Below are 24600 nucleotides of genomic sequence, written 5' to 3'. Positions count from 1 at the left end.
TCCAGTTCACCATACATCGGCCCCCTCAGCCGATGGTCTCCGGATCCTTCGGCGCCAGCTTGCCCTTCACCCGCTCCACGGCCTTGGCGGCCAGGGTGTAGCGGGGGTTCTCCTCCAGGGCCTTCCGGTAGTGCTCCAGGGCCTTGTCCAGCTGACCCTTGGCCTCGTACACCCGTCCCAGGTTGAAGTGGGGGAAGCAGTAGCTCTCGTAGCGCTTGGCCTTCAGGGCCATGCGCAGCCAGGGGATGGCCTCGTCGGGTTCCCCCTGCTCCACGTAATAGGCACCGATGTCGTTGTAGGGGTTCCCGAACTCGGGGTCCAGGTCGATGGCCCGGTGGCAGTCCTCAATGGCCGAGGCGTAGTCCTTCTCGAAGGACCTCGTCCAGCCCCGGAAGGTGTAGGCCTCGGCCGTGGGACAGATCTCGATGGACTTCGTGTAGAGGGCGAGCGCCTTCTGGATCTCCCCCTTCATCTGGAGCTGGTAGGCCTTGCCCACCCACTCCATGGCCTCCTGCCGCTTGTCCTGGCGTTCCTGCTCGTCGCTCATGGGCCGCCCTCGCGGGCATCAGGATAAAACCTTCAGCCCCCTGGGGCCAGCTATCCTGGATTCATGGCCAACGACCTGCCCGGTTCCTATTGCCAGAACTGCCTGACCTGGAACCCCGGGGATCGGGAGACTTGCGTGAAGTGCGGCACCCGCCTGCTCATCCTTGCCGGGGACCAGACCTGGGAGGACGAGCCCGAGGAGACGGAGGGCGGCGAGGACCTGGAGGAGCACCTCCTGGAGCGCATCACGGGGCTGGAGGAGACCCTCCGCCGGGTGGAGACCTACCTGGAGACCGTCTCCGACCAGCTGGGCAAGCTGGAGCGCAGCGAGGTGATGCTGCGCAACGGCCTCATGGCCCTGGTGCAGGAGATGGAGCAGAAGCGCCAGCTGGACGCCCACGCCTTCTCGGAGCGGTGGGAGAGCCTCGTCGAGGAGAACCTGCACCTCATCAGCGCCCGGGAGCTGTTCACCCGCTACCGGGCCCGCATCCTGCCCATCGCCCGGCCCAAGTCCATGTCCCAGCTCAAGCGCGCCCTGCTGGAGACCACGGCCCTGCTGGAGGCGGCGGACCTCCCCGGCGCCGCCCAGCGCCTGGGGCAGGCCCTGCCCCTGGATCCCAAGAACTACGAGCTGATCTTCACGGCCGCCTCCCTCCACGAGGCCGCCCAGAACTTCGAGGAGGCCGAGAGCCTCGCCCGCAAGGTCGTGGGCCTGAGCCCCCGCCACTTCGAGGCCTGGATGCTGCTGGCCAAGCTGCTCCAGGAACTGCCCGAGCACGCGGACCAGGCCATCGAGGCCCTGCACCAGGCCTCGGACCTGCGGCCCGAGGATGCCGAGCCCCGCATGCTGCTGGCGGAGCTGCTGCTGGACGAGGAGGATCTCCAGGGCGCCCTGGAGGCGGCCCAGGAGGCCGTGGCCCGCCGCAAGGACGGCGAGACCCTGCTGCTGCTGGGCCAGGTCCATCTGGCCCGGGGCGAGAGCGGCATGGCCGTCCCCGCTCTCAAGGAGGCCAGCTCCTACCTGCCCGGTGACCTCCACGTGCGCGAGTCCCTGGCCGAGGCCTACCTCCTCCAGGGTGACCGGTCCAAGGCCTTCGCCATCCTCCAGGAGCTGCTCACGCAGAACCCCGGCGATCCCCACCTCCTCCTCATGGTGGACGCCGAGGACCACCTCCAGCTGCGCGAGGCCCGGGACGGCAAGGCCGGCACCCAGGTGCTGCTGGACGAGGCCGAGACTCTGCTGGACGAGAACCAGCTGGAATCCGCGGCCATGCTCCTCAAGCGCGCCCGGCGGAAGGGGAAGAGCCAGCGCTCCGAGTGGCTGGACCTGCGCCTCTCCTTCCTCCAGGACCCGGAGAAGACCCTGCGCTCCGCCCTGGCCTTCGCCTGCTCGGACCGCCACCCGCGCCTCTGCTTCCTGGCCCTGCGCCTGGCCCTGGAGCACCTCATGGCCCAGAAGCGCGAGGCCGAGATCGCCCGTACCCTGGACGCCTTCCTCACCCGCCACCCCAAGAGCACCGGCGCCTGGGAGGCCGCCCTCATGCGGCAGGCCTACCGCCTGATGAACGGCCAGGCCACGGAGCAGGACCTGATCGAGGTCCACCGCCTCCACGCCCATCCCCTGCCGGGCATGGAGCCCCGGGCCCGCACCCTGCTGGGCCAGTACCTCCTGGCCCTCAAGCGGCACCAGGAGGTGCTGGAGCTGATCGATCCCCTCATCGAGAAGGAACCCACCCTCATCAACCACTTCCAACTCGGCGCCGCCCTGGCGGGCCTGGGGGAGCGGGAGGAGGCCCGGGTCCTGCTCAAGGCCGGACTGGACGCCGAGCCCGGCGATCTCAACGACAGCCAAGCCAAAGGTGTGAAGAATCAGATCCGCGGGCTATTGAAGGAACTGAATGGGGCCGGCGAAGCCTGAGCAGGCGTGACCGACCGCACCCGGTATTAAGTTGACAATTTTAGTCGAGATTCCAGAATGGGATGTCTCGGGAGTGGTGTATGACCTCGACCTTCAACGTGGTCACCAGTCAGGAATACAAGTACGGCTTCGTGACCGACATCGAGGCGGACAGCGTCGCGCCCGGCCTCAGCGAGGAGGTCATCCGCTTCATCTCGGCCAAGAAGGGTGAGCCCGATTGGCTGCTGGAGTTCCGGCTCAAGGCCTACCGCCACTGGCTGACCATGGCCGAGCCCGAGTGGGCCAAGGTCGACTATCCGAAGCCCGACTTCCAGAAGATCGTCTACTACAGCGCCCCCAAGCCCAAGAAGCCCCAGTACGCCTCCATGGACGAGGTGGATCCCGAGCTGCGGCGCACCTTCGAGAAGCTGGGCGTGCCCATCCACGAGCAGGAGGCCCTGGCGGGCGTGGCCGTGGACGTGGTCTTCGATTCCGTCAGCGTGACCACCACCTACCGGGAGAAGCTCGCCGCCGTCGGCATCATCTTCTGCAGCTTCAGCGAGGCCGTGAAGTCCCACCCCGACCTGGTGAAGCAGTACCTGGGCAGCGTGGTGCCTTCCTCTGACAACTTCTACGCCGCCCTCAACAGCGCGGTGTTCACGGACGGCAGCTTCGTGTTCATCCCCAAGGGCGTGGCCTGCCCCATGGACCTGAGCACCTACTTCCGCATCAACAACAAGGAGTCGGGCCAGTTCGAGCGCACCCTCATCGTGGCCGAGGAAGGCGCCAGCGTGAGCTACCTGGAGGGCTGCACCGCGCCCCAGTTCGACACCAACCAGCTGCACGCCGCCGTGGTGGAGCTGGTGGCCCTGGACCGGGCCTCCATCAAGTACAGCACCGTGCAGAACTGGTATGCCGGCGACAAGGACGGCAAGGGCGGCATCTTCAACTTCGTGACCAAGCGCGGCCTCTGCAAGGGCAAGGCCTCGCACATCAGCTGGACCCAGGTGGAGACCGGCAGCGCCATTACCTGGAAGTACCCCAGCTGCGTGCTGCTGGGCGACGACAGCATCGGCGAGTTCTACAGCGTGGCCCTCACCAACCACAAGCAGCAGGCCGACACCGGCACCAAGATGATCCACATCGGCCGCAACACCAAGAGCACCATCGTCAGCAAGGGCATCAGCGCCGGTGACAGCTCCAACAGCTACCGCGGCCTGGTGAAGGTGCAGCCGAAGGCCGAGGGCGCCCGCAACTTCAGCCAGTGCGATTCCATGCTCATCGGACAGTCCTGCAGCGCCAGCACCTTCCCCTACATCGAGGTGCAGAACCGGAGCGCCCGGGTGGAGCACGAGGCCACCACCAGCAAGATCGGCGAGGAGCAGCTGCTCTACTTCCAGCAGCGCGGCATCCCCGCCGAGGAAGCCATCAGCATGATCATCAACGGCTTCTGCAAGGACGTGTTCCGCGAGCTGCCCATGGAGTTCGCCGTCGAAGCCACCCGCCTGCTCTCCCTGAAACTCGAAGGGAGCGTGGGATGAGATTCGCCACAGATGAACACGGATCAACACGGATAGCCGCCTGATCCTCACTTCATCTGTGTTCATCCGTGTTCATCCGTGGCTAGGAGTCATTTCATGCTTTCGATCAAGAACCTGACCGCCTCGATCAACGGCACGCCGGTGCTGAAGGGGATCGACCTGGAGATCAAGGCGGGGGAGATCCACGCCATCATGGGCCCCAACGGCTCGGGCAAGTCCACGCTGGGCAAGGTGCTGGTGGGCCATCCGGCCTACGAAGTCACCGGTGGCGAGGTCCTCTACGAGGGGCGGAACCTCTTCGAGCTGGCGGCCGACGAGCGGGCCCGGGCCGGCCTCTTCATGGGCTTCCAGCACCCCATCGAAGTGCCGGGCGTGAGCAACGCCGCCTTCCTGCGCCTGGCCTACAACAAGAAGGCCGAGGCCGAGGGCCGCGATGAGCTGGATCCGCTGGAATTCGACGACTTCATCCACGAGAAGATCAAGCTCGTGTCGATGAAGGAGGAATTCCTCGACCGCAGCCTGAACGAGGGCTTCAGCGGCGGCGAGAAGAAGCGCAACGAGATCCTCCAGATGGCCGTGCTGGAGCCCAAGCTCGCCATTCTCGACGAGCTGGACTCGGGCCTCGACATCGACGCCCTGCGCGTGCTGGGCGAGGCCGTGAACAAGCTCCAGCGCCCGGACCGCGCCCTGCTGATCATCACCCACTTCCCGCGCATCCTGGAGACCATTCAGCCCCAGTTCGTGCACGTGCTCTCCGGCGGCCGCATCCTCAAGAGCGCCGGCAAGGAGCTGGCCACCGAGCTCGAGGACCGCGGCTACGACTGGGTGTTGGAAGAGGCCGCCGCCGGGGGCGCCCGATGACCACGATGGTGGTGGGTTCCAGCCTGCTGACCGATCTGCTCAGCGCGCCTCGGCCCGCCGAGTGGACTTCGCTGCGCGAGGCGGCCGAGCTGCGGCTGGCCGGACGCCAGCTGCCCGCGACTCGGGACGAGGACTGGAAATACACAGACCTGAAAGCCCTGGCCGCCGGTGCCTTCGGGGCCGCCCCCAAGGCCGCCGTGGACATCTCAGGGCACCTGCTTCCCGAGATGGTGGGCACGCGCCAGGTCTTCGTGAATGGGCACCACGCCCCCCACGCGAGCTGCGCCTCCGCCGTGCCGGCCGGGGTGCGCTACTTCCCCATGTCCCATGCGAGCGAGGCCTGCCACGCGCTGGGCAGCGTCGGCAACGGTGCGGCGAAGGGCCTCTTCGAGGACCTGAACACTGCCCGCTTCGAGGACGGGGCGGTCATCCTCGTGCCCAAGAACCTCAAGGTGGCCCTGCCCCTGCATCTCCTCTTCGTGACGAAGGCCGAATCCCCCGTGGCCGTGTTCCCCCGCCTCCTGGTGGTGCTGGAGCGGGGCGCGGAGCTGGAGCTGGTGGAGGAGCACTTCGGGGATGGTCCCTACCTCAGCTGCCCCGTGGTCGAGGTGCATGTGGCCGAAGGGGCCGTCCTGCGCCATGAGCGCGTGCAGCGCGAGAGCCCCGAGGCCTTCCACCTCGCCACCCTCAGGGCCGAGGTCGGCAAGGGCGGCCAGTACCATTCCCGCACCCTCAGCTTCGGCGCCCGCCTCTCCCGGCAGGAGCCCCGCGTGCGGCTGGCCGAGGGTGCCGAGGCCACCCTCGACGGCCTGGCCCTCCTGGACGGAACCCAGGTAGCCGACACCCACAGCTTCCTGCATCACGCCGAGCCTGGCGCCACCAGCCGCCAGCTGCACAAGTGCATCGTGGACGGGCGGGCCCGCGCCATCTTCAACGGCCAGGTCCTCGTGGCCAAGGGCGCCCAGGGCACGGACGCCCAGCAGCAGAGCCGCAACCTGCTGCTCTCCGAGGCCGCCCGGGTGGACACCAAGCCCCAGCTGGAGATCTACGCCGACGACGTCAAGTGCAGCCACGGCGCCGCCGTGGGCCAGCTCGATCCCGAGGAGCTGTTCTACCTCCAGAGCCGCGGCATGAACGCCGACGACGCCCGCAACCTCCTCACCTACGGCTTCGCGGCGGACGTGCTCACCCACGTCCCCGTGGCCAGCCTGCGCCGGAGCCTGCGCCAGCTCGTCATGGCCCGCACCCAGGCCGGCTCGCTGGGAGACCTGGCATGACCTCCCCCTCGAACATCGGCCTCCAGCCCCTCGACGTCCAGGCCATCCGCCAGGACTTCCCCCTGCTCTCCCGGGTCTTCCACGGCAAGCCCGTGGTCTACCTGGACAGCGCCGTGAGCGGCCAGATGCCCGCGCAGGTCATCGAGCGCATGGCGAAGTACGAGCGCGAAGAGCACACCAACGTCCACCGGGGCGTCAGTACCCTCAGCCAGGAGGCCACCGACTTCTACGAGGCCGCCCGCGAGAAGGTGCGGAAGTTCATCGGCGCCGCCTCCGCGCGCGAGATCGTCTGGACCCGCGGCACGACGGAGGCCATCAACCTCGTGGCCCAGACCTTCGGCCGCATGACGGTGAAGGAGGGCGACGAGATCCTCCTCTCCGCCATGGAGCACCATGCCGATATCGTGCCCTGGCAGATGCTGGCCCAGGAGAAGGGCGCCACGATCAAGGTCATCCCCATGAACGACGCTGGGGAGCTGATCCTGGAGTCCCTCGACGAGCTGATCACCGATCGCACGAAGCTCCTGGGCGTGGTGCATGTCAGCAACGTCCTCGGCACCATCAACCCGGTGAAGGAGATCATCGCCCGGGCCCACGCCAAGGGCGTGCCCGTGCTGGTGGACGGGGCCCAGGCCGTGCCGCACCTCAAGGTGGACGTGCAGGACCTGGACGCGGATTTCTACGTCTTCAGCGGCCACAAGCTCTCCGGCCCCACAGGCATCGGCGTCCTCTACGGCAAGCTGGCGCTCCTGGAGGCCATGCCCCCCTGGCACGGCGGCGGCAGCATGATCCGCTCCGTGAGCTGGGAGAAGACCACCTACCTCCCCGCGCCGGGCAAGTTCGAGGCGGGCACGCCGCCCATCGCCGCCGCCATCGGCCTCGGCGCCGCCATCGACTACGTGACGGCCCTCGGGCTGGACCGCATCGCCGCCCACGAGCACGAGCTGCTGGCCTACGCCACCGAGAAGCTCGCCGCCATCCCCGGACTCCGCATCCTCGGCACCGCCAGGGACAAGGCCAGCGTCCTCTCCTTCGTGGTGGACGGCATCCACCCCCACGACATGGGCAGCCTGCTGGACGGCGAGGGCGTCGTGGTCCGGGCTGGCCACCACTGCGCCCAGCCCGTCATGACCCGCTTCCACGTCCCCGCCACCACCCGCGCCTCCTTCGCCTACTTCAACACCCGCGAGGAAGTGGACATCCTGGTGTCGGCCGTCCTCAAGGCCGTCGAGCTGTTCAAATGACCGACCCGCGCGAGCTGTACCAGCAGGTGATCCTGGAGCACAACAAGAAGCCCCGGAACTTCGGGAAGCTGGTGCCCTGCACGCACCACGCGGAGGGGCACAACCCCCTCTGCGGCGACCAGCTGGACCTGACGCTGGTGGTCGAGGACGGCGTGGTGCGGGACATCCGGTTCGAGGGCAGCGGCTGCGCCATCGACGTGGCCAGCGCCAGCCTCATGACCGGCGCCATCAAGGGCCGGCCCGTGGCCGAGGCCGAGGCCATGATCGACCAGTTCCGCGGCATGGTGCGCGGCGAGCTGGACCCCGCCACCCAGACGCCCCTGCTGGGCAAGCTCACCCTCTTCCAGGGCGTGAAGGACCTCCCCAGCCGCGTGAAGTGCGCCATCCTCCCCTGGGCCACCCTCCACGCCGCCCTAAAGGGCGAGGAAGAAGCCTCAACTGAATAGGAACCGCGAATGGCGCGAATGTTCGCCAATGAAAGCCGAATCACTGTAGGGGCCATCGCTGGAGGCCCATGTTCTTCTCCATTCGTGCCCATTCGCGTCATTCGCGGTTAAGGGTTTCAGATGCCGAAAATCGCCGAGATCGAATACACCCCCAACCCCAACGCCGTGAAGTTCGTGCTGAAGGAGCCGGTGGCCCTGGGCTTCCCCAAATCCTTCCCCAATGCGGAGACCGCCGAACAGGACGAGCTGGCCAAGGGCCTCTTCGCCGTGGGGAATGTCACCTCGGTGTTCATGCAGGACAAGTTCCTCACGGTCACCAAGACCGACGACAAGGGCTGGCCCGAGATGCTGCCCCTGCTGGCCGCGCCCATCCGCGCCGCGGCTGGCGCGGGCGGCGGGCAGGCCCCGCCCCCGGGGGGGCCTCGGGTCTTCTCCAAGGTGGACGACGAGAACGACCCCATGCTCAAGGACATCCGCATGGTGCTGGAGAGCGCCATCCTCCCCGCCCTGGCGGCGGACGGCGGCGGCCTGGAGCTGATCGGGCGGCACGAGAAGCAGGTGATGATCCGGTATATGGGCGCCTGCGGCTCCTGCCCCGCCAGCCTCACCGGAACCCTGGTCGCCATCGAGGGCATGCTCCAGAAGGAAGTGGATCCGGAGATCGTGGTCATCTCCGTCTGAGGCCACCCGCTGGAAAGAACCCGCCAACCGCAGAGAACGCAGAGAGCGCAAAGGCGGGTTGGCAAGGGGCCCGGGTTGCCCCCCCCACTTCTGCACGGGCTGAAACTCGAGATGGCGCCCAAACCCACCAGCCCGTTTCTTTCCTCTGCGTTCTCCGCGTTCTCCGCGGTGAAACAGCCTTTTGAGATCTCCTCCCTGGCCGGACCCTTCGGATATTTCATGGTTTCCGCGGGTTTTCTGGGCTAATCTAGGCGTTCTGCCGGACTTCGCGTGCCGGGATTCCAGCGCACCGCCAGAGAGCGGGCGCAACCAAACGAGGTGGACTTCATGTCCAAGCTAGAAGCAATCATCAAGGGCCAGGCCCGCAAGCAGGTGGGCCGCATCAGCGTGCTCGACGCGGCGTTCGAAGAGGACAGCCCCGAGAACCAGGAGTTCCTGGCCGCGCTGCAGGGTGAAACCCGGGGCCTCCGCGAGGAGGAGGTCGTCCGTGGCGTCGTCGTGGAGATCCGCGGCAAGGACGTCATCGTCGACATCGGCTACAAGGGGTCGGGCACCGTCAACCTTGACGAGTTCAACAATCCCGACGGCACCCAGGGCGTCCAGGTGGGTGACGTGGTTGAAGTGCTGCTCGAGATGCTCGAGGACGCCCACGGCAACGTGCGCCTCAGCCGCGAGCGCGCCGAGAAGATGAAGATCTGGGACGAGGTCGAGAAGGCCTTCCGTTCCAACATGACCGTGCATGGCACCGTGCTGGAGAAGGTCAAGGGCGGCCTGGCCGTGGACATCGGCATCCGCGCCTTCCTGCCCGGCAGCCAGGTGGACATGAAGCCCGTCCGCAACCTGGATCCCTACCTCGGCAAGTCCTTCGACATGAAGGTCATCAAGGTCAACCGCCGCCGGGGCAACATTGTGCTGTCCCGCAAGCTGTTCCTCGAGACCATCAACGCGAGCCTGAAGGAAGAGACCCTGGCGGGCCTCGAGGAAGGCAAGCTGGTCGAGGGCACCATCAAGAACATCACCGAGTACGGCGCCTTCGTCGACCTCGGTGGCGTGGACGGTCTGCTGCACATCACCGACATGTCCTGGGGCCGGCTCAACCACCCCAGCGAGATGTTCCAGGTGGGCGACAAGGTTGAAGTGGCCGTGCTCAAGTACGACAAGGACACCGAGCGTGTCAGCCTCGGCTACAAGCAGAAGTTCCCGGATCCCTGGCTCTCCGTCGAGGAGCGCTATCCCATCCAGGCCACGGTCAAGGGCAAGGTCGTCTCCATCACCGACTACGGCGCATTCGTGGAGCTGGAGCCCGGCATCGAGGGCCTGGTGCACGTCTCCGAGATGAGCTGGACCAAGAAGGTCAAGTCCGCCAAGGGCATGGTCAACCTGGGCGACCAGGTCGAGGCCCTGATCCTGCAGGTGGATTCCGAGAACCGCCGCATCAGCCTCGGCATGAAGCAGATCACCCCGAACCCCTGGATGGCCATCGCCGAGAAGTACCAGCCCGGCATGATCGTCACGGGCACCGTGCGCAACATCACGGAGTTCGGCGCCTTCGTGGAACTGGAAGAGGGCATCGACGGCCTCATCCATGTCTCCGACTTCAGCTGGACCAAGAAGATCAAGCACCCCGGCGAGATCGTGAAGAAGGGCGACAGCGTCACCGCCAAGGTCCTCAACCTGGACCCCCTGGCCCAGCGCATGAGCCTCGGCGTGAAGCAGATGGAGCCCAACGTCTGGGAGATCTTCTTCGAAGGCCACCACGTGGGTGACGTCCTCACCGGCAAGATCGCCCGCCTGACCGACTTCGGCGCCTTCGTCGACCTCGGCGACGGCATCGAGGGCCTGGTCCACGTCTCCGAGCTCTCCCGCAAGCGGGTGGAGGACATCCAGAAGGAGTTCGCCGCCGGCCAGGATCTCACCATGAAGATCGTGAAGCTCGATCCCACCGAGCGCCGCATCGGCCTCTCCGTCAAGCAGCTGGAGCAGGACCAGGAGCGGGGCGACATGGAAGCCGCCAAGGCCCGCCAGCCCGAGTTCAAAAAGGCGACGCTGGCCGACGCCTTCAACAAGGCGGAACGGGAGTAGTTCTTCTTCCGACCTGCAGACGAGGCCCCCGCAAGGGGGCTTCGTCGTTGTCAGAGAGGTCTGAGCATCCCGCAGGGATGCGAAGAAGAAGGCCACCCTGGCTGACGCCTTCAACAAGGCCGAGCGCGAGTAGCGTTCCTTCAACTCACCACGACGAGGCCCCCGCAAGGGGGCTTCGTCGTGGTGGGATGCGATACTCGGAACCACGCCTTCCTCCGGACCCCCATGCGCTTCCTCCACACCTCCGACTGGCACCTCGGCAAGACCCTCTGCAATGCGAACCTCCTGGAGGACCAGGCCCACGCCCTGGACCAGGTGGCGGCCATCGCCAAGGAGACTCGCGCCGAGGCCCTGGTGGTGGCCGGGGATCTCTACGACCGCGCGGTGCCGCCCAAGGAGGCCGTGACCCTGCTGGATGATGCCCTCCATCGCCTCGTGCGGGGCCTGGGCGTGCCCGTGCTCCTCATCGCGGGCAACCACGACAGCCCCGAGCGCCTGGGCTTCGCCTCCGGCTTCCTTCGGGCCCAGGGCCTCCACGTGGCCGGGGCCCTGGGCCTGACGGAGCCCGTCCTCATCGGCAACGCCGCCTTCCACCTCCTGCCCTACGCGGATCCCGTCATGGCCCGCCACGCCTTCCAGGACGAGGGCATCCGCACCCACCAGGACGCCCTGGCGGCCCAGCTGGCCCAGGCCCGGGCCGCCCATCCCGAGGGCCACCGCTTCGTGGCCGTGGCCCACGCCTTCGTGGCCGGGGGCGAGAGCTCAGATTCGGAGCTGGGGCTGGCCGTGGGCGGCACGGGCGAGGTGGATGCCACGCTCTTCCGGGACTGCGACTACACGGCCCTGGGGCACCTCCACCGGCCCCAGGCAGCCGGATTCCCCCACGTGCGCTACGCCGGCAGCCTGCTCAAGTACAGCGCCTCCGAGGCCTCCCACACCAAGGCGCTGACCCTGGTGGAGCTGCCGGAGCGCGGCCCCGCCCACACGGAGTCCCTGCCCCTCACGCCCCGCCGCGACCTGCGGCGCCTGCGCGGGCACTTCGACGACCTCTTGCGCGGGCCCCAGGGGAACCCCGACGACTACCTGTTCCTGGACCTGCTGGACGAGGGCCCGGTGCTGGATGCCATGGCCCGCCTGAGGCAGGTCTACCCGAACATCCTCGGCCTCCAGCCCGCCCCGCCGGCGGCGGCGCCCCAGGAGGCCGCGCGCGCCGCGGACCGCGACCTGGATCCCGCGGCCCTCTTCGAGGCCTTCTTCCAGGACACCGCCGGCCGCCCCATGGTCGGCGAGGAGCGGGCCCTCTTCCAGGACGTGGCCGGGCAGCTGCTCGCCGGAGAGGCCGAATGAAGCCCCTGCGCCTGAGCCTGGAAGCCTTCGGTCCCTATGCGGGAAGGCAGGATCTGGACTTCGCGGACCTGGGCGACCAGTCCTTCTTCCTCATCCACGGCCCCACGGGCGCCGGCAAGACCAGCATCCTGGACGGCATCAGCTACGCCCTCTACGGCCAGACCAGCGGCGGCCAGCGGGAGACCCGCGACCTGCGCAGTCACTTCGCCGACGCGGACACGCCCACCCGCGTGACCTTCGACTTCGCCCTGGGCGCGAAGACCTACCGGGTGGAGCGCACGCCAGAACAGCAAGTTCCCAAGGTGCGCGGCGGTGGCACGAAGAAGCAGCCCTACGCGGCGCATCTGTGGGAGCTGGCGGGGGGCGCCGAGGTGCCCCTGGCCACGGAGAAGCCCACGGTGGTGGACGCGGCGGTGGCGGATCTGCTGGGCTTCCGGGCCAGCCAGTTCCGGCAGGTGGTCCTGTTGCCCCAGGGCCGCTTCCAGGAGTTCATGCTGGCGGGCTCCGCCGACCGCCAGGCCATCCTCCAGACCCTCTTCCAGACCGGCCGCTACGCCGCCCTCGCCGAGGCCCTGGGAGAGCGCGAGAAGGCCCTGCGCGAGGCCCTCCTCGCGGCCCAGGCCGAGGAACGCCAGCTCCTCGCCCAGGCCGGCGTGGCCGCCGCCCGGGAGCTGCCGGACCGCCTCGAGGCCACGGCCCAGCTGGTGGAGGCGAGGGTCCGCGAACAGGCCGAAGCCCGCCGGACCTTCGACCGGGCGGAGAGAGTCCTGGGCGAGGGGAAGCATCTGGAGGAGGCTCTCGCGCGGGTCCAGCTACTGGAACGGGAGGAGGTCCGCCTGGCGGAGGCCAGCGAGGCGCGGGCCCGGGCCCTGGCAAAAGCCGAAGCCGCCCTGGCCCACGAAGAGGCCCGGGAACCCCTCCGCGAGGAGCTGCGCCGCGCCATCGCCCGCCTGGAGGAGCTGGAGCCCAAGTTGGTCGACCTCGAGCAGGCCCGGAAGGAGGCCGAAGGCGCAACCCAGGAGGCCCGGCGCCTCCAGATCTCGGCCGACGAGGACATCCGGCGCCGCGACGCCGCCGGGCTGGAGGCCACGCACCAGAGAGCTCTCCTACAGGAGCTGCGGACCGAGGCCTCCCAACTGGAAGGCCGTGATGGCCTGCTCCGTCTGGCCCGCCAGAGGCGGACACAGCGCGAGCAATTCGATCAGGCGAAGCAGCTGGTCGAGCGCGCCTCGGCCGTCCATGATGCCGCCCATGCCGGGTTGAAGGCCGCCGAGCAATCAGTCCAGGCAGCCCGCACCTGGCTCCGGGATCTCCAGGAACGGCACCTCGCCGCCCAGGCGGCCCATCTGGCCCAGAACCTGAGCCCCGGCGAGCCGTGCCCCGTCTGCGGCAGCGAGGCACATCCCCATCCCGCGGCGCCTTCCTCAGACCAGCCGGACGAGCAGGCCCTCCAGCGGGCCCGGGCCCAGCAGGACGAGGCCGAGGCGGCCCTGGGCCAGGCCCAGAAGTCCGCTGCCTCGCGCTTCGCGGATCTGGAAACGGCCCGTGCCCGCCGCGAGGATCTCGCCCATCACCTGGGCGAGGACGCGCATGCGGATCCCGCCGCCCTGGAAGCCGAGGAGGCGCGCTACCTGGAGGCCCTGCAACGCAGCCGCCAGGCCGAGGCCAGCCTTTCCCGGATCGAGCGGAGCCTGGCCGAAGCTGAGGCGGTCCAGCAGCAGGTGGAGGCCAATCTTGCCGCCACCACCCGTCGGCAATCGGAGGTGGCACTCCTGGAGGCCGGAGCCCAGGCCCGGATGAAGGTCCACGAGGCGGCTCTGCCCGAGGAGCTGCGCGCCCCCGGGGCGCTCGCGGCCCAGCGGAGGGAGGCGGAAGGGGAGCTCGCCCGGTCCGAGGCCGGACTGAAGGCGGCCCGCGAGGCCCGAAATGCGGGCCAGGCTGCGGCCATCGAAGCCGAGGCCGCGCTCCGGTCGCACCGGGCCCGCCTGGAGGCCAGCCGGGCCGAGGGACGGAGGGTCGAGGCTGAGTTCGCTGCGGCCCTGGAAGCGGCTGGCGGCGAGCCTCCATCCGAGGTATCACCCGTCCCGGACCTGCCTGCCCTCCAGGCGGCGCGGGATGGCGCCCAGGCGCGGTTCGCCCGGGCCGGCGAGGCCCTGGGCCACGCCCAGTCCGAGCGGGCCGCCCTCCAGCGCCTGGAGGCGTCGCTGGCGGAGCTGGAGGCCCGGCAGGGCGCGGAGGAGCGCCGCCACCGCGCCGCCGCCAGCCTGGCCCGGGTGGCCCGGGGCGAGGACGGTGCCCGCATCTCCTTCGAACGCTACGTCCAGGGAGCCCTCCTGGACGAGGTGCTCGTCTCCGCCTCGGAGCGCCTGCGCCGCATGAGCAAGCAGCGCTACGCCTTGCGGCGGGCCGTCGGCAGCGGCGACCTGCGCCGGGCCGGAGGCCTGGAGCTGGAGATCACGGACGCCCACACGGGCCGGGCCCGGGCCGTGAGCTCGCTCTCGGGCGGCGAGGGCTTCCAGGCCAGTCTGGCCCTGGCCCTGGGCCTTTCGGACGTGGTGCAGCGCCATGCCGGCGGCATCCGGCTGGACACGGTGTTCATCGACGAGGGCTTCGGCAGCCTCGATGCCGAGGCCCTGGACCTGGCCCTCCGCACCCTGGAGGAGCTGAACCAGGGCGGCCGGCTGGTGGGCCTCATCAGCCACCTGGACGACGTGAAGGCGCGCATCTCCGCCCGCCTGGAAGTGACGCCCGGTCCTGGCGGCAGCCACGCCCGGTTCCGGGTCGATTGAGGGATTACCTCGCAAGAAGTGGTATGCTCCTGGACATCCTCCCGGAGTTTCCATGCGGCGCGCCTTCGCTCCCTTCCTGTGCCTGGCGCTCACCGCCCAGCCCACGCCCTACCAGAAGGCGCCCAAGGCCATCGAGCGGGTGCTGGACGCGCCGGGCACCCCCTCCCTGCTGGCCAGCCCCACGGGCGACCGCTTCCTGCTGGCGGAGTTCGAGCGCCATCCGCCGATCAGGGCTCTGGCCCAGCCCATGGCCCGGCTGGCGGGCCTGCGGCTGAACCCCCGGACCCGCGGCCCCCACAACCCGCCTCGGCTGAAGGCCCTGGCCCTCCAGAATGTGAAGGGCGGTGCCGCCCAGCCCCTCGCGCTGCCGCCTGACGTGGCCCTGGGCCAGCCCCGCTGGTCCCCGGACGGCGCCCGGTTCGCGCTGACGGGGACCGCCGCCGGGGCCACGGAGCTGTGGATCGGGGAGGCCGCCACCGGGAAGCTCCGCCGCGTGCCGGGCCTGAAGCTCAACGCCGTGCTGGGGGATTCCTTCGACTGGCTGCCGGACGGCAGCCTCATCGCCAAGGCCGTGCCCCCGGGCCAGGGAGCGGCCCCCAAAGCGCCCGAGGTGCCCATCGGCCCCCGCATCCAGGAGACCGAAGGCAAGGCCGCCCCCGCGCCCACGTACCAGGACCTGCTCAAGGACGCCTTCGACGAACGCCTGTTCGAGTTCCTGGGCCAGGCCCAGGTGGTGCGCGTGGAGCCCGCCACAGGGGCGCTGAAGCCCCTCGGCCGGCCGGGGCTCTACGCCGACCTCCAGCCCTCCCCCGACGGGAAGCTGCTCCTGGTGGCGCGCCTCCAGCGCCCCTTCTCCTTCCTGGTGCCGGCCTTCCAGTTCCCCGTCCGCCAGGAGGTCTGGGATCGCGCCGGCAAGCTCATCCACACGGCCGCGGACCTGCCCCTGGCCGAAGGCATCCCCATCGAGGGCGTGCGCACGGGCCCGCGACGCCTGCACTGGCGGCCCACGGAGCCGGCGACCCTGGCCTGGGTGGAGGCCCTGGACGGCGGCGACCCCCGGCAGAAGGCCGAGTTCCGCGACCGCGTGCTGACCCAGGTCGCGCCCTTCAAGGACGCGCCAACGGAGCTGATCCGCCTCAGGGCCCGCATGGCGGGCCTCGACTGGAGCGAAGGCGGCAGCCTGGCCGTGGTGCGCGAGTACGAGCGCGACCGCCGCTGGACCCGCACCTGGCTGGTGGATCCCGCGAAGCCCGCGGAGGCCCGCCTGGCCTTCGACCTCAGCGCCAACGACCGCTACAAGGCCCCGGGCACCTTCCTGACCCGCCTGCTGCCCAACGGCCACACGGCCCTGCGCCAGGAGGCCGGAAACCTCTTCCTCACGGGATCCGGCGCCACGCCCTCCGGCGACCGCCCCTTCCTGGCCCGCTTCGATCCCGCCACCCTCCAGACCGAGCGCCTCTTCCGCTGCGGCGACGGCGTCTACGAGGCCCCTGTGGCGCTGCTGCGGGACGGCACCTTCATCACGCGGCGCGAAAGTCCCACCGAGGCGCCGAACTACATCCTGCACGCCTCGGCGCCGGACGCCCGCAAGACGGCCCTCACCACCTTCACCGACCCCCTGCCCGAGCTGCGGAAGATCCAGAAGAAGCTCGTGACCTACACCCGGCCCGACGGCGTGGCCCTCAGCTTCACGCTGTACCTGCCGCCGGACTACCAGGAAGGCGAGCGGCGGCCCGCCGTGGTCTGGGCCTACCCGCTGGAGTTCACGGACGCCGGCACCGCCGGCCAGGTGAGCGGCTCCACGAACCGGTTCACCACCCTCGGCGGCATCTCCCACCTCTTCTTCCTGCTGTCGGGCTACGTGGTGCTGGACAACGCCACCATGCCCGTGGTGGGCGATCCCAAGACCGTGAACGACACCTACCTGGAGCAGGTCGTGGCCAGCGCCAAGGCGGCCATCGACAAGGCCGACGAGCTGGGCGTCATCGACCGGAAGCGCGTGGGCGTGGGCGGCCACAGCTACGGCGCCTTCATGACCGCCAACCTGCTGGCGCACTCGGATCTGTTCAAGGCCGGCATCGCCCGCAGCGGCGCCTACAACCGCACGCTGACGCCCTTCGGCTTCCAGAGCGAGCGGCGCACGCTGTGGGAGGCGCCGGACATGTACCTGAAGGTGTCGCCCTTCCTGTCGGCCAACCACTTCAACGCGCCGATCCTGCTCATCCATGGCGAGGCCGACAACAACCAGGGCACCTTCCCCATCCAGAGCGAGCGCCTCTACGCCGCCCTGAAGGGCAACGGCCAGACCGCCCGCTACGTCACCCTCCCCCTTGAGAGCCACGGCTACATCGCCCGCGAGTCCGTCGAGCACACCCTCTGGGAGATGCTCCACTGGTTCGACAAGCACCTGAAGTAGGACCCATCCCGGAGCAGCATCCAGCCCAGAACCCCGGCCCTCAGCCAGGGTTCTGGGCTTTCTGGCTTTCCGGTAGAGGCCGGACGGTGGGTGCGTCCTTCTCCACCTATCCCAGGGTTCACCCCTTGGATGGTTCTGGGTTTTCCGCGGAGGCAGGGCTGCCCTTGGGTGCCTTAGACTTCTCAGCCCAGATCCCCGTGACGATGGGCGTACCGTCCATCGGATGCTTGCCCGGATCCCAGCTGCGGGTGATCTTCAGCGTGAACGGATTCGCCTTGCTGGACATCCAGCCCGGGTCGTCGACGATGACGTGTACGTTCTGGGTCTCCCGGGTGGGATTGGTGAAGGTCACTTCCGGATTGCCGGTTGGAATGAGGTTCTGGAGCATCCCCTGTTCCAGACCACCCCACTTGTTGACCATGATCAGGCGGAACCACCCTTCATTGGGATGGCGAAGCCTGATGTGGATCTTTTCACCGGCTGGCACCCGGAACCCGTACGCGGTCCACCCGGCCGGAAATTTGCAGAGGCCGCTGAGCTCGTTGATGGCTCCTTCCACCGGGTGAATCGCAATGAATCCGCGCCGGGCCATGGCCTGGATTTCCGCCATGAGATCCCGTTTCCGCCACAATTCCGGCGTGGGTTGGACTTGGCAGCGCGGAAGGGCCCTCGGCTCGACGATGATTTTCGCGGCCGGATCCAGCTCCCCTTTCCCGGGCGCAACCTGGGATTGGGGTTTGCCTGGATCATCCTGCTGCTTCCCAAGCCTCCGCCCTTCTCCTGGAGCGGGTCGCTCGGAAGGCGACGGTGCCATTGCCCGCTCCATGGAACGTGCTGGAGTGGGATGCGGCCGATCCACGTGAGGCTGCCTCGCCGGAGCTGCTGGCTGGTCCCGTGACGGGATTTGCTCCCTGAGAGCAGGAGGCACCGGCCGCTCTGGACGGCTCAGGTCTTGGGCCGAGACCCACCCCAAGCCAAGGGCAGGGCCAAGGGCCGAAAGCCCCAACGCAAGGCCCCCCACCCGCGACAGGAGGAATGAAGGTAGGAGTTTTTGGGCCGTCACGGAGAGCCTCCACTGGGATGGGAAGGAAGGTGGTGCCCCCGAAAGGTGGAGCTGTTCGCACCCGATTCCATCCACCGAAAGTCCTGATTCCGGAAATCCGGACTTAAGTCGGTCCGTGGGCCATCACGCCCAAGCGGAAGCCACGCCCAGGTGAGCTATCCTGACCTTATGTTTCCGAGCATGATCTTGACCTTCTTGCTGGCCCTGGCCACCGGGTTCACCACCATGGCCTTCCTGTCCCAGCGGTCCCACCGTCACTACTCCCCCGTGACGGAGGAGCTCATCCCGTCCCTGCTGTTCTACAACCTGTGGATTCTCCTGCGGATGTTCTACCGGTTCATGGAGGCGAGCGTGCTCGGGGGGCTCACGCCCGCCGCCGGCCGGCTGGCCATCCTCGGACTCAGCAGCCTCTCCATAATCCTGGCCATCCACCTGGGTGTGTCCTACCTAGCCTTCACGCTCGGCGTCACCCGGCCTAACCAGCCCCAGACCGCCCGGCGCCGGCCCTGGAAGGCCGCCGCATGGCTGTCGGCGGGCATGGTCGCGCTCAATCTGATCCTGTATGCCCTGCACCAGGAGGCCCTGATCAGGCTGCTCATCCGCACGCTCGTTTCGCTGACCTTTCTGGGCATGGCGCTAGTCAGCCTGTGGTTTTTCTTCGGCACCCATCCGATCCAGACGGGGACTTCCTGGCGGCACCTCCGGATTCTCGGAGCGGCCTACTCCTTGGTCTTCGTGGCGCTGACCCTGTTCATCGGATGGTACCGTTTCTCCGCCACGATCCATCCGCACCTCTATGTCACCATCACCGTCAGCCTCGGGATGATGTACAACCTAGTGACCGTGCTCTGGATCCACCTCTTCGACAGGACCCTCCAAGCCCAGGCACCGCCCGGTGCCCCCCTCCTGCCGGCCAGGTTCACGGGAGTTCCCCTCGTCGAGGCCTACGGGATCTCCAAGCGAGAGGAAGAGGTCATCCAGCTGGTGTGTCAGGGCCTCACCAACCAGGAGATCGCAGATGCGCTCTTCATTTCCCTGAAAACAGTGAAAGACCACAACTACCGGATCTTCCAAAAGACGGGAGTCCGTAATCGGGTGGAACTCGTTCAGCTGGTTCAGAAACTGACACTGGAAGAAGAACGGGGCGTAGCCTCCAGAACCCCTTCCCCGGCACCAGCCCTGTGACCGGAGAAGTGCGGCGCTTGGCTCCTATTCGGATGCCACGCCGCTGTCGGACCAGCGCTTGGTGTCGGCGGCGCCTTCGGCCTGTCCGCCGCGGACGAGGATCACCTGGGCGCAGCCCTGCTTCGGCACCTCCTTGAGCGTGTGGCCCATGGCCTTCAGTGCCTCGCGGGTGGCGGCGGGGAGGTCGGCCTCCACCTGGATGCGGTCCGGCAGCCACTGGTGGTGGAAGCGCGGGGCGTCCACGGCGGCGCGGGCGCCCATGCCGAAGTCCACCACGTTGAGCACGGTGTTCAGCACCGTGGCGGGGATGGTGCGGCCGCCGGGGCTGCCGCTCACCATGACCACGGAACCGCCCTTCACCAGGATCACGGGACACATGCTGGAGAGCGGTCGCCGGCCGGGCCGGGCCAGGTTCGGTACGGTGCCGATGCGGCCCGTGGCGTCCGTGAGGCCGGGCACGGCGTTGAAGTCGCCCAGCTCGTTGTTCAGCAGGAATCCCGCGCCGGGCACGATGCGCTTCAGGCCGTAGCTCTCCTCCAGGGTGTACGTGAGGCTCACGGCGTTGCCCGCGCGGTCGAGGACAGACAGGTGGGTGGTGTGCGGGCGGTCCGGCTCCCAGGTGAACCGGCTGGGGTCCGAGGCCGAGGCGCGGTCGGGCCGGATCGTGGCCCGCAGCTCGGCCGCGTAGGCCTTCGAGAGCAGGCGCGCCAGGGGGATGTCCCCAGCGGAGGCCGGATCGCCCAGGAACTGCGCCCGGTCGGCGAAGGCCCGCCGCAGGGCTTCCGCCCCCAGGTGGACTGCCGCGGGGGATCCGGAACCGGCGGCCTTCAAATCGAAGCCCTCAAGGATGTTCAAGGACTCGATCAGCACCTGGCCGCCGGAGCTGGGGGGCGGCGCGGCCAGCAGCTCGAACCCCCGGTAGGTCCCGCGCAGGGGTTCGCGCCGCACCGGACGGTAGCCACGCAGGTCCTGGGCGGTGATGGGACCGCCGTTCGCCGCCATGTCGCGGACGATCAGGGCCGCGGTCCGGCCGCGGTAGAAGTCGGTCCAGTCCTTCGCCAGCCTTTGCAGGGTGCGGGCCAGGTCCCGCTGCACCAGGCGGTCACCCGCGCGAAGCGGCTTCCCCTCGCGGCTGAACTGGGCCAGGGTCGGCGCATGGCGGGCGAAGGCGGGCAGCTGCTCTGCGAGACTGGCGGCCTGGTTCTCCGACAGCGCGAAGCCCTCGCGGGCGAGCCGGACGGCGGGCGCCACCAGGCGGGCCCAGGGCAGCCGCCCTTCCCGCCTCCAGGCCTCGCGCAGTCCCGCCACCGTGCCCGGCACGCCGACGCTGGCCAGGCTCTCGTGATGCCTCGCCTCGTCGTAGGCGCCGTCCGCCTTGAGCCACATGCGGGGGTGGGCGGAGGCCGGCGCCGACTCGCGGAAATCGATGAACGAGGCCTGACCCCGGGTAGGCCTCGACAGCAGGAAGCCGCCCCCGCCCAGGTTGCCGGCGGCGGGATGGACGACGGCCAGGGCGAAGGCCGTGGCCACGGCCGCATCCACGGCGCTGCCCCCCTCGCGTAGCACCTGGGCGCCGGCCTCGGAGGCCAGGCGCTCCTGGCTCACCACCACGCCGCCGGGGGGCTGGGCCCCCAATGGCAGGGCGAGGGTCGGCCCGAGGGTCAGGGCGAGGACGAGGGCCAGAAACGGGCGAAAGGGCACGGGTGCTCCGAGCGGGGAATGCCTCGAGTCTGTCATCCTTGGGGCATGTCCCGAAGCGCCGTCATTCCCGGCTCGACGCCGCAGACCTCCAGCGAGGAGCTGGCCAACAGCCTCACCCACGGGCTGGGCGCGGCCCTGGCCATCGCGGGCCTCGTGCTCATGGTGGTGGAGGCGGCCCTCCACGGCACGGCGCGGGACGTGGTGGGCGCGGCCATCTTCGGCTCGACCCTCATCCTGCTCTACCTCATGAGCACCCTCTACCACGCCTTCCGCGGCCCCCGCGTGAAGCTGGTGTTCAAGGTCTTCGACCACTCGGCCATCTTCCTGCTCATCGCCGGCACCTACACGCCCTTCTGCCTCTCGGCCTTGGGCCGCGTCAGCCCGGGCTGGGGCTGGACCGTCTTCGGCCTGGTGTGGGCCCTCGCCGTGGCGGGCATCACCTTCAAGGGCGTCTTCTACGGCCGCATCGCCAAGGTGGCCCTGCGCCCCACCCCCATCGACCACCTGCACGCGCTGCCGGACACGTCCGTGGATCCCGCCTTCGTGAGGCGCATGGGCTGGATCTCCACGGGCATCTACCTGCTCATGGGCTGGATCATCGTCATCGCCGCGGCGCCCCTGGGCCGCTCGCTGTCCACCCACGGCCTCTACTGGCTCTTCGGCGGCGGGGTCTTCTACAGCGTGGGCGCGGCCATCTACAGCCTGAAGAAGCTGCCCTACCACCACGCGCTCTGGCACCTCTTCGTGGTGGCGGGAAGCGCCTGCCACGTGTTCGCGGTGCTCTTCCACGTCATCCCTGGCTGAGCCGCTCCGCCACGATCACCAGGTCGGACGAGGCCGGGCTCCAGGGCTCGCCCGTCATGGTGCCGAGGGCCTCGCGCACCTCGAAGCCCGCGGCGGCGAGCAGGGCCTCCACCTCGGCCCGGCGCCAGGCGCGCAGCTGGACCTCCTCGGCGGACACCACCTCCACGGGCGGCTGGGCGCCGGGGCGCCAGCGCAGGCGCACGGGCGTGAAGGTCAGGCGACCGCCGGCCCGGGCGGTCATCAGGCGCAGGAAGACCGTCTCCGCGCCGTCCTCTCCGGGCAGGACCACTGCGGGCAGGGCGCGCTCGCCGCGATCCAGAATGCGGTCGTAGTTCAGGGTCTGGAGCAGGAAGCGTCCGCCCGGCAGCAGCCGCGACGCCAGCCCCTCGAAGCAGCGGCGCAGGTCCGCCTCCTCCGTGAGGTGGGGCAGGGTGTTGCCCACGCAGAGGGCCCCGCCCTGCCCCGCTTCCACCAGACCCGCCAGATCCGTGAGGCTGCCCTGGACGTAGTGGCCCTGCGGATCGGCCTCGCGGGCCGCCGCGACCTGGGCCGGCGAAGCGTCCACGCCTGTGGGCTCGAAGCCCAGCGAGGCCAGCAGGCGGGCATGCTCGCCCGTGCCGCAGCCCAGGTCCAGCACCCGCGGCGAAGGCGCCCCGGCCAGCACGCGCTGGAGGAGGGGCGCCTCGCGCTTCAGGCGCTGGGGCCAATCGATGAGGCTCCGGTAGGCGATGCGGCCATAGCGGTCGGGCTTGGGCTCCACGGCGTCAGATCTTCGGCCAGAGCCAGCCGAAGACCCCGGCGCTCAGCAGGCCGTAGATGAGGCCGTCCAGGACGTCCTTGAGCACGCTGCCCCAGGGCTTGCCCATCCAGATGCCCATCTGCACGCTGCCGCCCACGTAGGTGAGGAACGACACCGTGCCCACGATGCGGAATACCTTGAGGTAGTGGGCCCCGGCATCCAAGGTGTGTCCCGCCACGTAGGCGGCCATGAAGGCCACGGCCGCGGCATAGAGGAACCAGAGCGTTAGGGCCTTGCCCATGTTCGGCGCGCCGTTGGGGCCCAGCACCAGGAAGCCCACAGGACCTTCCTTGTACTTCTGCTGGACTTCGGGCGTCCCCATCTCCTTCATGTCGTTGCAGCGGGGCATCACGTACTGGCCGGGGTTCGGGGATCCCTTGCGGATGGCGGCGCGGACCTCGTCCTCGTTGGACAGGGCGCGGTAGTCCGAGTTGTGCCACTTCAGAACCATGTGGATGAGGCTGCTGGCGACAAAGACGACGACAGCCGACAGCACGATGGGCAGCCAGAGATGGGAGATCGGGACCATGGAGCGGCTCCTTGAGGGTTGGGTGCCAGTAGGGTGGAATGTGTGGACCGGCCCGTCAAGCTCGCCGGGGTTTCCTCGGTCCAGGGGCGGAGCGACGACCCGTGGCCGCGTCCACCGCATCGATCCACCCGGCGCGGGCCTCCGGAAAGGCGTCGGCGTAGGGCACGTAGGGCTTCAGATCCAGCACCGGCGTGCCGTCCAGCAGGTCCACGCCCCGCAGGCGCAGGGTGCGGCCCTCCACGGCCACCAGCTCCACGCAGGAGAGGCCGATGGGGTTGGGCCGGTGGGGCGAGCGGGTGGCCAGCACGCCGCGCTTGGCCCGGGGGCCCCGGGGCGGCTGCACCAGCGGCGCCCAGCCCTCGCTGAGGTGGAACGCGAAGATCAGCCACACGCGCTCGAAGCCTTCCAGGTCCCGCAGCACCGCCTCCGGCAGCGAGGGGTCCAGCTCCAGCGTGGCCTCCTCGGCCCGGCCCGTCTCCGTGCCCTCGACCACCGTGGGCTGGTGGGGCGCGTCGATGCGCTTCGCGTAGGGTGAGCGCAGGATTCCGATGGGGCGGAAGGTGAAGGCGGGGGCATCCATGCTGGAAGGGTAGCGCCGCCGGCCGCTACCCTGGAGCCGATGCGACACCTCACCCTCGACGGTCGGCGGATCGAATACCGCGAGATCCCCGCCGCCCGGCCGGGCCAGCCGGACCTGGTGCTGCTGCACGAAGGCCTCGGCTGCGCGGCCCTGTGGCAGGACTTCCCCGGGAAGCTGGCCGAGGCCACGGGATGCCGGGTGGTGGCGGGATCCCGCGCGGGCTACGGCAGCTCCGACCCCTACCTGGAGCCGCGCACGCCCCGCTACCTGCACCGCGAGGCGGAGGAGGCCCTGCCCGCCTTCCTCGCGGCTCTGGGCATCGAACACCCGGTGCTCGTCGGCCACAGCGACGGCGGCAGCATCGCGCTGCTCTTCGCCAGCGTCTTTCCGGAGGCGCCTGTGGGCGTGGCCGTCCTGGCCCCCCACGAATTCGTCGAGGAGGAGACCCTGGCGGGCCTGCGGAGAGCCCGAAAGGCCTGGACCGCCACGCACTGGCCCCGGAAGCTGTCCCGCCACCACGCGGACGCGGCCCGGGTGTTCCACGAGTGGAACGACACCTGGCTGTCGGCGGCCTTCCGCGACTGGAACATCGAGGCCTGCCTGCGCACCATCCGCTGTCCAGTCCTGGCCATCCAGGGCGAAGACGACGCCTACGCCACCCTCCGGCAGATCGACGTCATCGCCGAACAGGTGCCGGGGACGCGGCTGCTCAAGCTGCCCCGATGCGGGCATGCCCCTCACCAGGATCAGGAGGCGCAGGTGCTCGCGGCGCTGGCGGACTTCGTCGGCGGGCTGCCCCGGCGCTGAGCGCG

Annotated in this window: 20 protein-coding genes; 14 read left to right on the top strand and 6 right to left on the bottom strand. The window is 69.3% G+C overall.

Annotated features, from left to right (window positions below; genetic code table 11):
• Positions 1-25: 25 nt before the first annotated feature.
• Entirely contained in the window at positions 26-547 is a 522-nt protein-coding gene (locus MLJ35_RS09800) for a tetratricopeptide repeat protein (protein WP_243317210.1), read from the bottom strand.
• Between the two features lie 63 nt (positions 548-610).
• Here MLJ35_RS09800 and MLJ35_RS09795 point away from each other — a divergent pair, with 63 nt between their 5' ends.
• From MLJ35_RS09795 to MLJ35_RS09740, 11 genes are all read left to right on the top strand, one after another.
• Positions 611-2464, top strand: coding sequence for a tetratricopeptide repeat protein (locus MLJ35_RS09795; RefSeq protein WP_243384201.1), 1854 nt, complete (start codon positions 611-613; stop codon positions 2462-2464).
• Positions 2465-2544: 80 nt separating this feature from the next.
• The gene (sufB, locus tag MLJ35_RS09790) at positions 2545-3984 is read left to right on the top strand and encodes a Fe-S cluster assembly protein SufB (RefSeq protein WP_243384200.1); all 1440 of its coding nucleotides are present in this window, start codon (positions 2545-2547) and stop codon (positions 3982-3984) included.
• A 96-nt stretch (positions 3985-4080) separates the two neighbouring features.
• Positions 4081-4845, top strand: a complete 765-nt coding sequence (gene sufC, locus MLJ35_RS09785) for a Fe-S cluster assembly ATPase SufC (RefSeq protein WP_243324876.1) — start codon at positions 4081-4083, stop codon at positions 4843-4845.
• Positions 4842-6122, top strand: coding sequence for a Fe-S cluster assembly protein SufD (sufD, locus tag MLJ35_RS09780; protein WP_243384199.1), 1281 nt, complete (start codon positions 4842-4844; stop codon positions 6120-6122). The genes sufC and sufD overlap by 4 nt, the downstream gene beginning before the upstream one ends.
• Complete coding sequence (locus MLJ35_RS09775) at positions 6119-7366, top strand: cysteine desulfurase (protein WP_243384198.1); 1248 nt, start codon at positions 6119-6121, stop codon at positions 7364-7366. The genes sufD and MLJ35_RS09775 overlap by 4 nt, the downstream gene beginning before the upstream one ends.
• Entirely contained in the window at positions 7363-7812 is a 450-nt protein-coding gene (gene sufU / locus MLJ35_RS09770) for a Fe-S cluster assembly sulfur transfer protein SufU (RefSeq protein ID WP_243384197.1), read from the top strand. The genes MLJ35_RS09775 and sufU overlap by 4 nt, the downstream gene beginning before the upstream one ends.
• Positions 7813-7932: 120 nt before the next feature.
• Positions 7933-8493, top strand: coding sequence for a NifU family protein (locus tag MLJ35_RS09765; RefSeq protein WP_243294882.1), 561 nt, complete (start codon positions 7933-7935; stop codon positions 8491-8493).
• A gap of 327 nt (positions 8494-8820) precedes the next feature.
• Positions 8821-10575: a 30S ribosomal protein S1 gene (locus tag MLJ35_RS09760; protein ID WP_243287752.1), complete on the top strand. Its 1755-nt coding sequence runs from the start codon at positions 8821-8823 to the stop codon at positions 10573-10575.
• 225 nt (positions 10576-10800) lie between these two features.
• Positions 10801-11922, top strand: coding sequence for an exonuclease SbcCD subunit D (locus MLJ35_RS09755; RefSeq protein WP_243384196.1), 1122 nt, complete (start codon positions 10801-10803; stop codon positions 11920-11922).
• Entirely contained in the window at positions 11919-14711 is a 2793-nt protein-coding gene (locus MLJ35_RS15955) for an AAA family ATPase (RefSeq protein ID WP_275976483.1), read from the top strand. The genes MLJ35_RS09755 and MLJ35_RS15955 overlap by 4 nt, the downstream gene beginning before the upstream one ends.
• Positions 14712-14763: 52 nt before the next feature.
• Positions 14764-17127, top strand: a complete 2364-nt coding sequence (locus MLJ35_RS09740; protein ID WP_243384195.1) for a prolyl oligopeptidase family serine peptidase — start codon at positions 14764-14766, stop codon at positions 17125-17127.
• Positions 17128-17245: 118 nt separating this feature from the next.
• Here the strand turns inward: MLJ35_RS09740 and MLJ35_RS09735 are convergent, their stop codons facing one another.
• Entirely contained in the window at positions 17246-17737 is a 492-nt protein-coding gene (locus MLJ35_RS09735; RefSeq protein ID WP_243384194.1) for a hypothetical protein, read from the bottom strand.
• Positions 17738-18370: 633 nt separating this feature from the next.
• Here MLJ35_RS09735 and MLJ35_RS09730 point away from each other — a divergent pair.
• A complete protein-coding gene (locus tag MLJ35_RS09730; RefSeq protein ID WP_243384193.1) occupies positions 18371-19375 on the top strand; it encodes a helix-turn-helix transcriptional regulator in 1005 nt (334 codons plus the stop codon).
• Positions 19376-19399: 24 nt separating this feature from the next.
• Here MLJ35_RS09730 and ggt read toward each other — a convergent pair whose 3' ends face one another.
• The gene (gene ggt / locus MLJ35_RS09725) at positions 19400-21076 is read right to left on the bottom strand and encodes a gamma-glutamyltransferase (RefSeq protein ID WP_243384192.1); all 1677 of its coding nucleotides are present in this window, start codon (positions 21074-21076) and stop codon (positions 19400-19402) included.
• Between the two features lie 45 nt (positions 21077-21121).
• On the opposite strand from ggt, the gene trhA reads away from it, so the two are divergent.
• On the top strand, positions 21122-21880 hold the full coding sequence (trhA, locus tag MLJ35_RS09720; RefSeq protein ID WP_243384191.1) for a PAQR family membrane homeostasis protein TrhA: 759 nt from the start codon (positions 21122-21124) through the stop codon (positions 21878-21880).
• Here the strand turns inward: trhA and MLJ35_RS09715 are convergent.
• From MLJ35_RS09715 to tsaA, 3 genes are read right to left on the bottom strand one after another with little or no spacing between them, the layout of a single operon-like run.
• Positions 21867-22640: a class I SAM-dependent methyltransferase gene (locus MLJ35_RS09715; RefSeq protein WP_243384190.1), complete on the bottom strand. Its 774-nt coding sequence runs from the start codon at positions 22638-22640 to the stop codon at positions 21867-21869. The two genes, trhA and MLJ35_RS09715, sit on opposite strands and share 14 nt — an antisense overlap.
• Before the next feature lie 4 nt (positions 22641-22644).
• Positions 22645-23208, bottom strand: a complete 564-nt coding sequence (locus tag MLJ35_RS09710; RefSeq protein WP_243384189.1) for a hypothetical protein — start codon at positions 23206-23208, stop codon at positions 22645-22647.
• A gap of 55 nt (positions 23209-23263) precedes the next feature.
• Complete coding sequence (gene tsaA / locus MLJ35_RS09705) at positions 23264-23788, bottom strand: tRNA (N6-threonylcarbamoyladenosine(37)-N6)-methyltransferase TrmO (RefSeq protein ID WP_275976496.1); 525 nt, start codon at positions 23786-23788, stop codon at positions 23264-23266.
• Positions 23789-23827: 39 nt separating this feature from the next.
• Between tsaA and MLJ35_RS09700 the strand changes: the two genes are divergently transcribed.
• Positions 23828-24595, top strand: a complete 768-nt coding sequence (locus MLJ35_RS09700; protein ID WP_243384187.1) for an alpha/beta fold hydrolase — start codon at positions 23828-23830, stop codon at positions 24593-24595.
• The last annotated feature ends 5 nt before the right edge of the window (positions 24596-24600 follow it).

It is taken from the genome of Geothrix alkalitolerans (assembly GCF_022808885.1).
GTDB lineage: Bacteria > Acidobacteriota > Holophagae > Holophagales > Holophagaceae > Geothrix > Geothrix alkalitolerans.
Note: the sequence above shows the minus strand (reverse complement) of the source record. Positions and strands in the feature narration are given on the sequence as shown.

Excerpts from the sequence above, each read along its gene's own strand:
- sufB (WP_243384200.1), top strand. The coding sequence starts at position 2,545 with ATGACCTCGACCTTCAACGTGGTCACCAGTCAGGAATACAAGTACGGC.
- sufU (WP_243384197.1), top strand. The coding sequence starts at position 7,363 with ATGACCGACCCGCGCGAGCTGTACCAGCAGGTGATCCTGGAGCACAAC.
- MLJ35_RS09755 (WP_243384196.1), top strand. The coding sequence starts at position 10,801 with ATGCGCTTCCTCCACACCTCCGACTGGCACCTCGGCAAGACCCTCTGC.
- MLJ35_RS09710 (WP_243384189.1), bottom strand. The coding sequence starts at position 23,208 with ATGGTCCCGATCTCCCATCTCTGGCTGCCCATCGTGCTGTCGGCTGTC.
- MLJ35_RS15955 (WP_275976483.1), top strand. The coding sequence starts at position 11,919 with ATGAAGCCCCTGCGCCTGAGCCTGGAAGCCTTCGGTCCCTATGCGGGA.
- MLJ35_RS09730 (WP_243384193.1), top strand. The coding sequence starts at position 18,371 with ATGATCTTGACCTTCTTGCTGGCCCTGGCCACCGGGTTCACCACCATG.
- MLJ35_RS09740 (WP_243384195.1), top strand. The coding sequence starts at position 14,764 with ATGCGGCGCGCCTTCGCTCCCTTCCTGTGCCTGGCGCTCACCGCCCAG.
- sufC (WP_243324876.1), top strand. The coding sequence starts at position 4,081 with ATGCTTTCGATCAAGAACCTGACCGCCTCGATCAACGGCACGCCGGTG.
- MLJ35_RS09765 (WP_243294882.1), top strand. The coding sequence starts at position 7,933 with ATGCCGAAAATCGCCGAGATCGAATACACCCCCAACCCCAACGCCGTG.
- MLJ35_RS09795 (WP_243384201.1), top strand. The coding sequence starts at position 611 with ATGGCCAACGACCTGCCCGGTTCCTATTGCCAGAACTGCCTGACCTGG.
- MLJ35_RS09700 (WP_243384187.1), top strand. The coding sequence starts at position 23,828 with ATGCGACACCTCACCCTCGACGGTCGGCGGATCGAATACCGCGAGATC.
- MLJ35_RS09760 (WP_243287752.1), top strand. The coding sequence starts at position 8,821 with ATGTCCAAGCTAGAAGCAATCATCAAGGGCCAGGCCCGCAAGCAGGTG.
- sufD (WP_243384199.1), top strand. The coding sequence starts at position 4,842 with ATGACCACGATGGTGGTGGGTTCCAGCCTGCTGACCGATCTGCTCAGC.
- MLJ35_RS09775 (WP_243384198.1), top strand. The coding sequence starts at position 6,119 with ATGACCTCCCCCTCGAACATCGGCCTCCAGCCCCTCGACGTCCAGGCC.
- tsaA (WP_275976496.1), bottom strand. The coding sequence starts at position 23,788 with ATGGATGCCCCCGCCTTCACCTTCCGCCCCATCGGAATCCTGCGCTCA.
- MLJ35_RS09800 (WP_243317210.1), bottom strand. The coding sequence starts at position 547 with ATGAGCGACGAGCAGGAACGCCAGGACAAGCGGCAGGAGGCCATGGAG.
- trhA (WP_243384191.1), top strand. The coding sequence starts at position 21,122 with ATGTCCCGAAGCGCCGTCATTCCCGGCTCGACGCCGCAGACCTCCAGC.
- MLJ35_RS09735 (WP_243384194.1), bottom strand. The coding sequence starts at position 17,737 with ATGGCGGAAATCCAGGCCATGGCCCGGCGCGGATTCATTGCGATTCAC.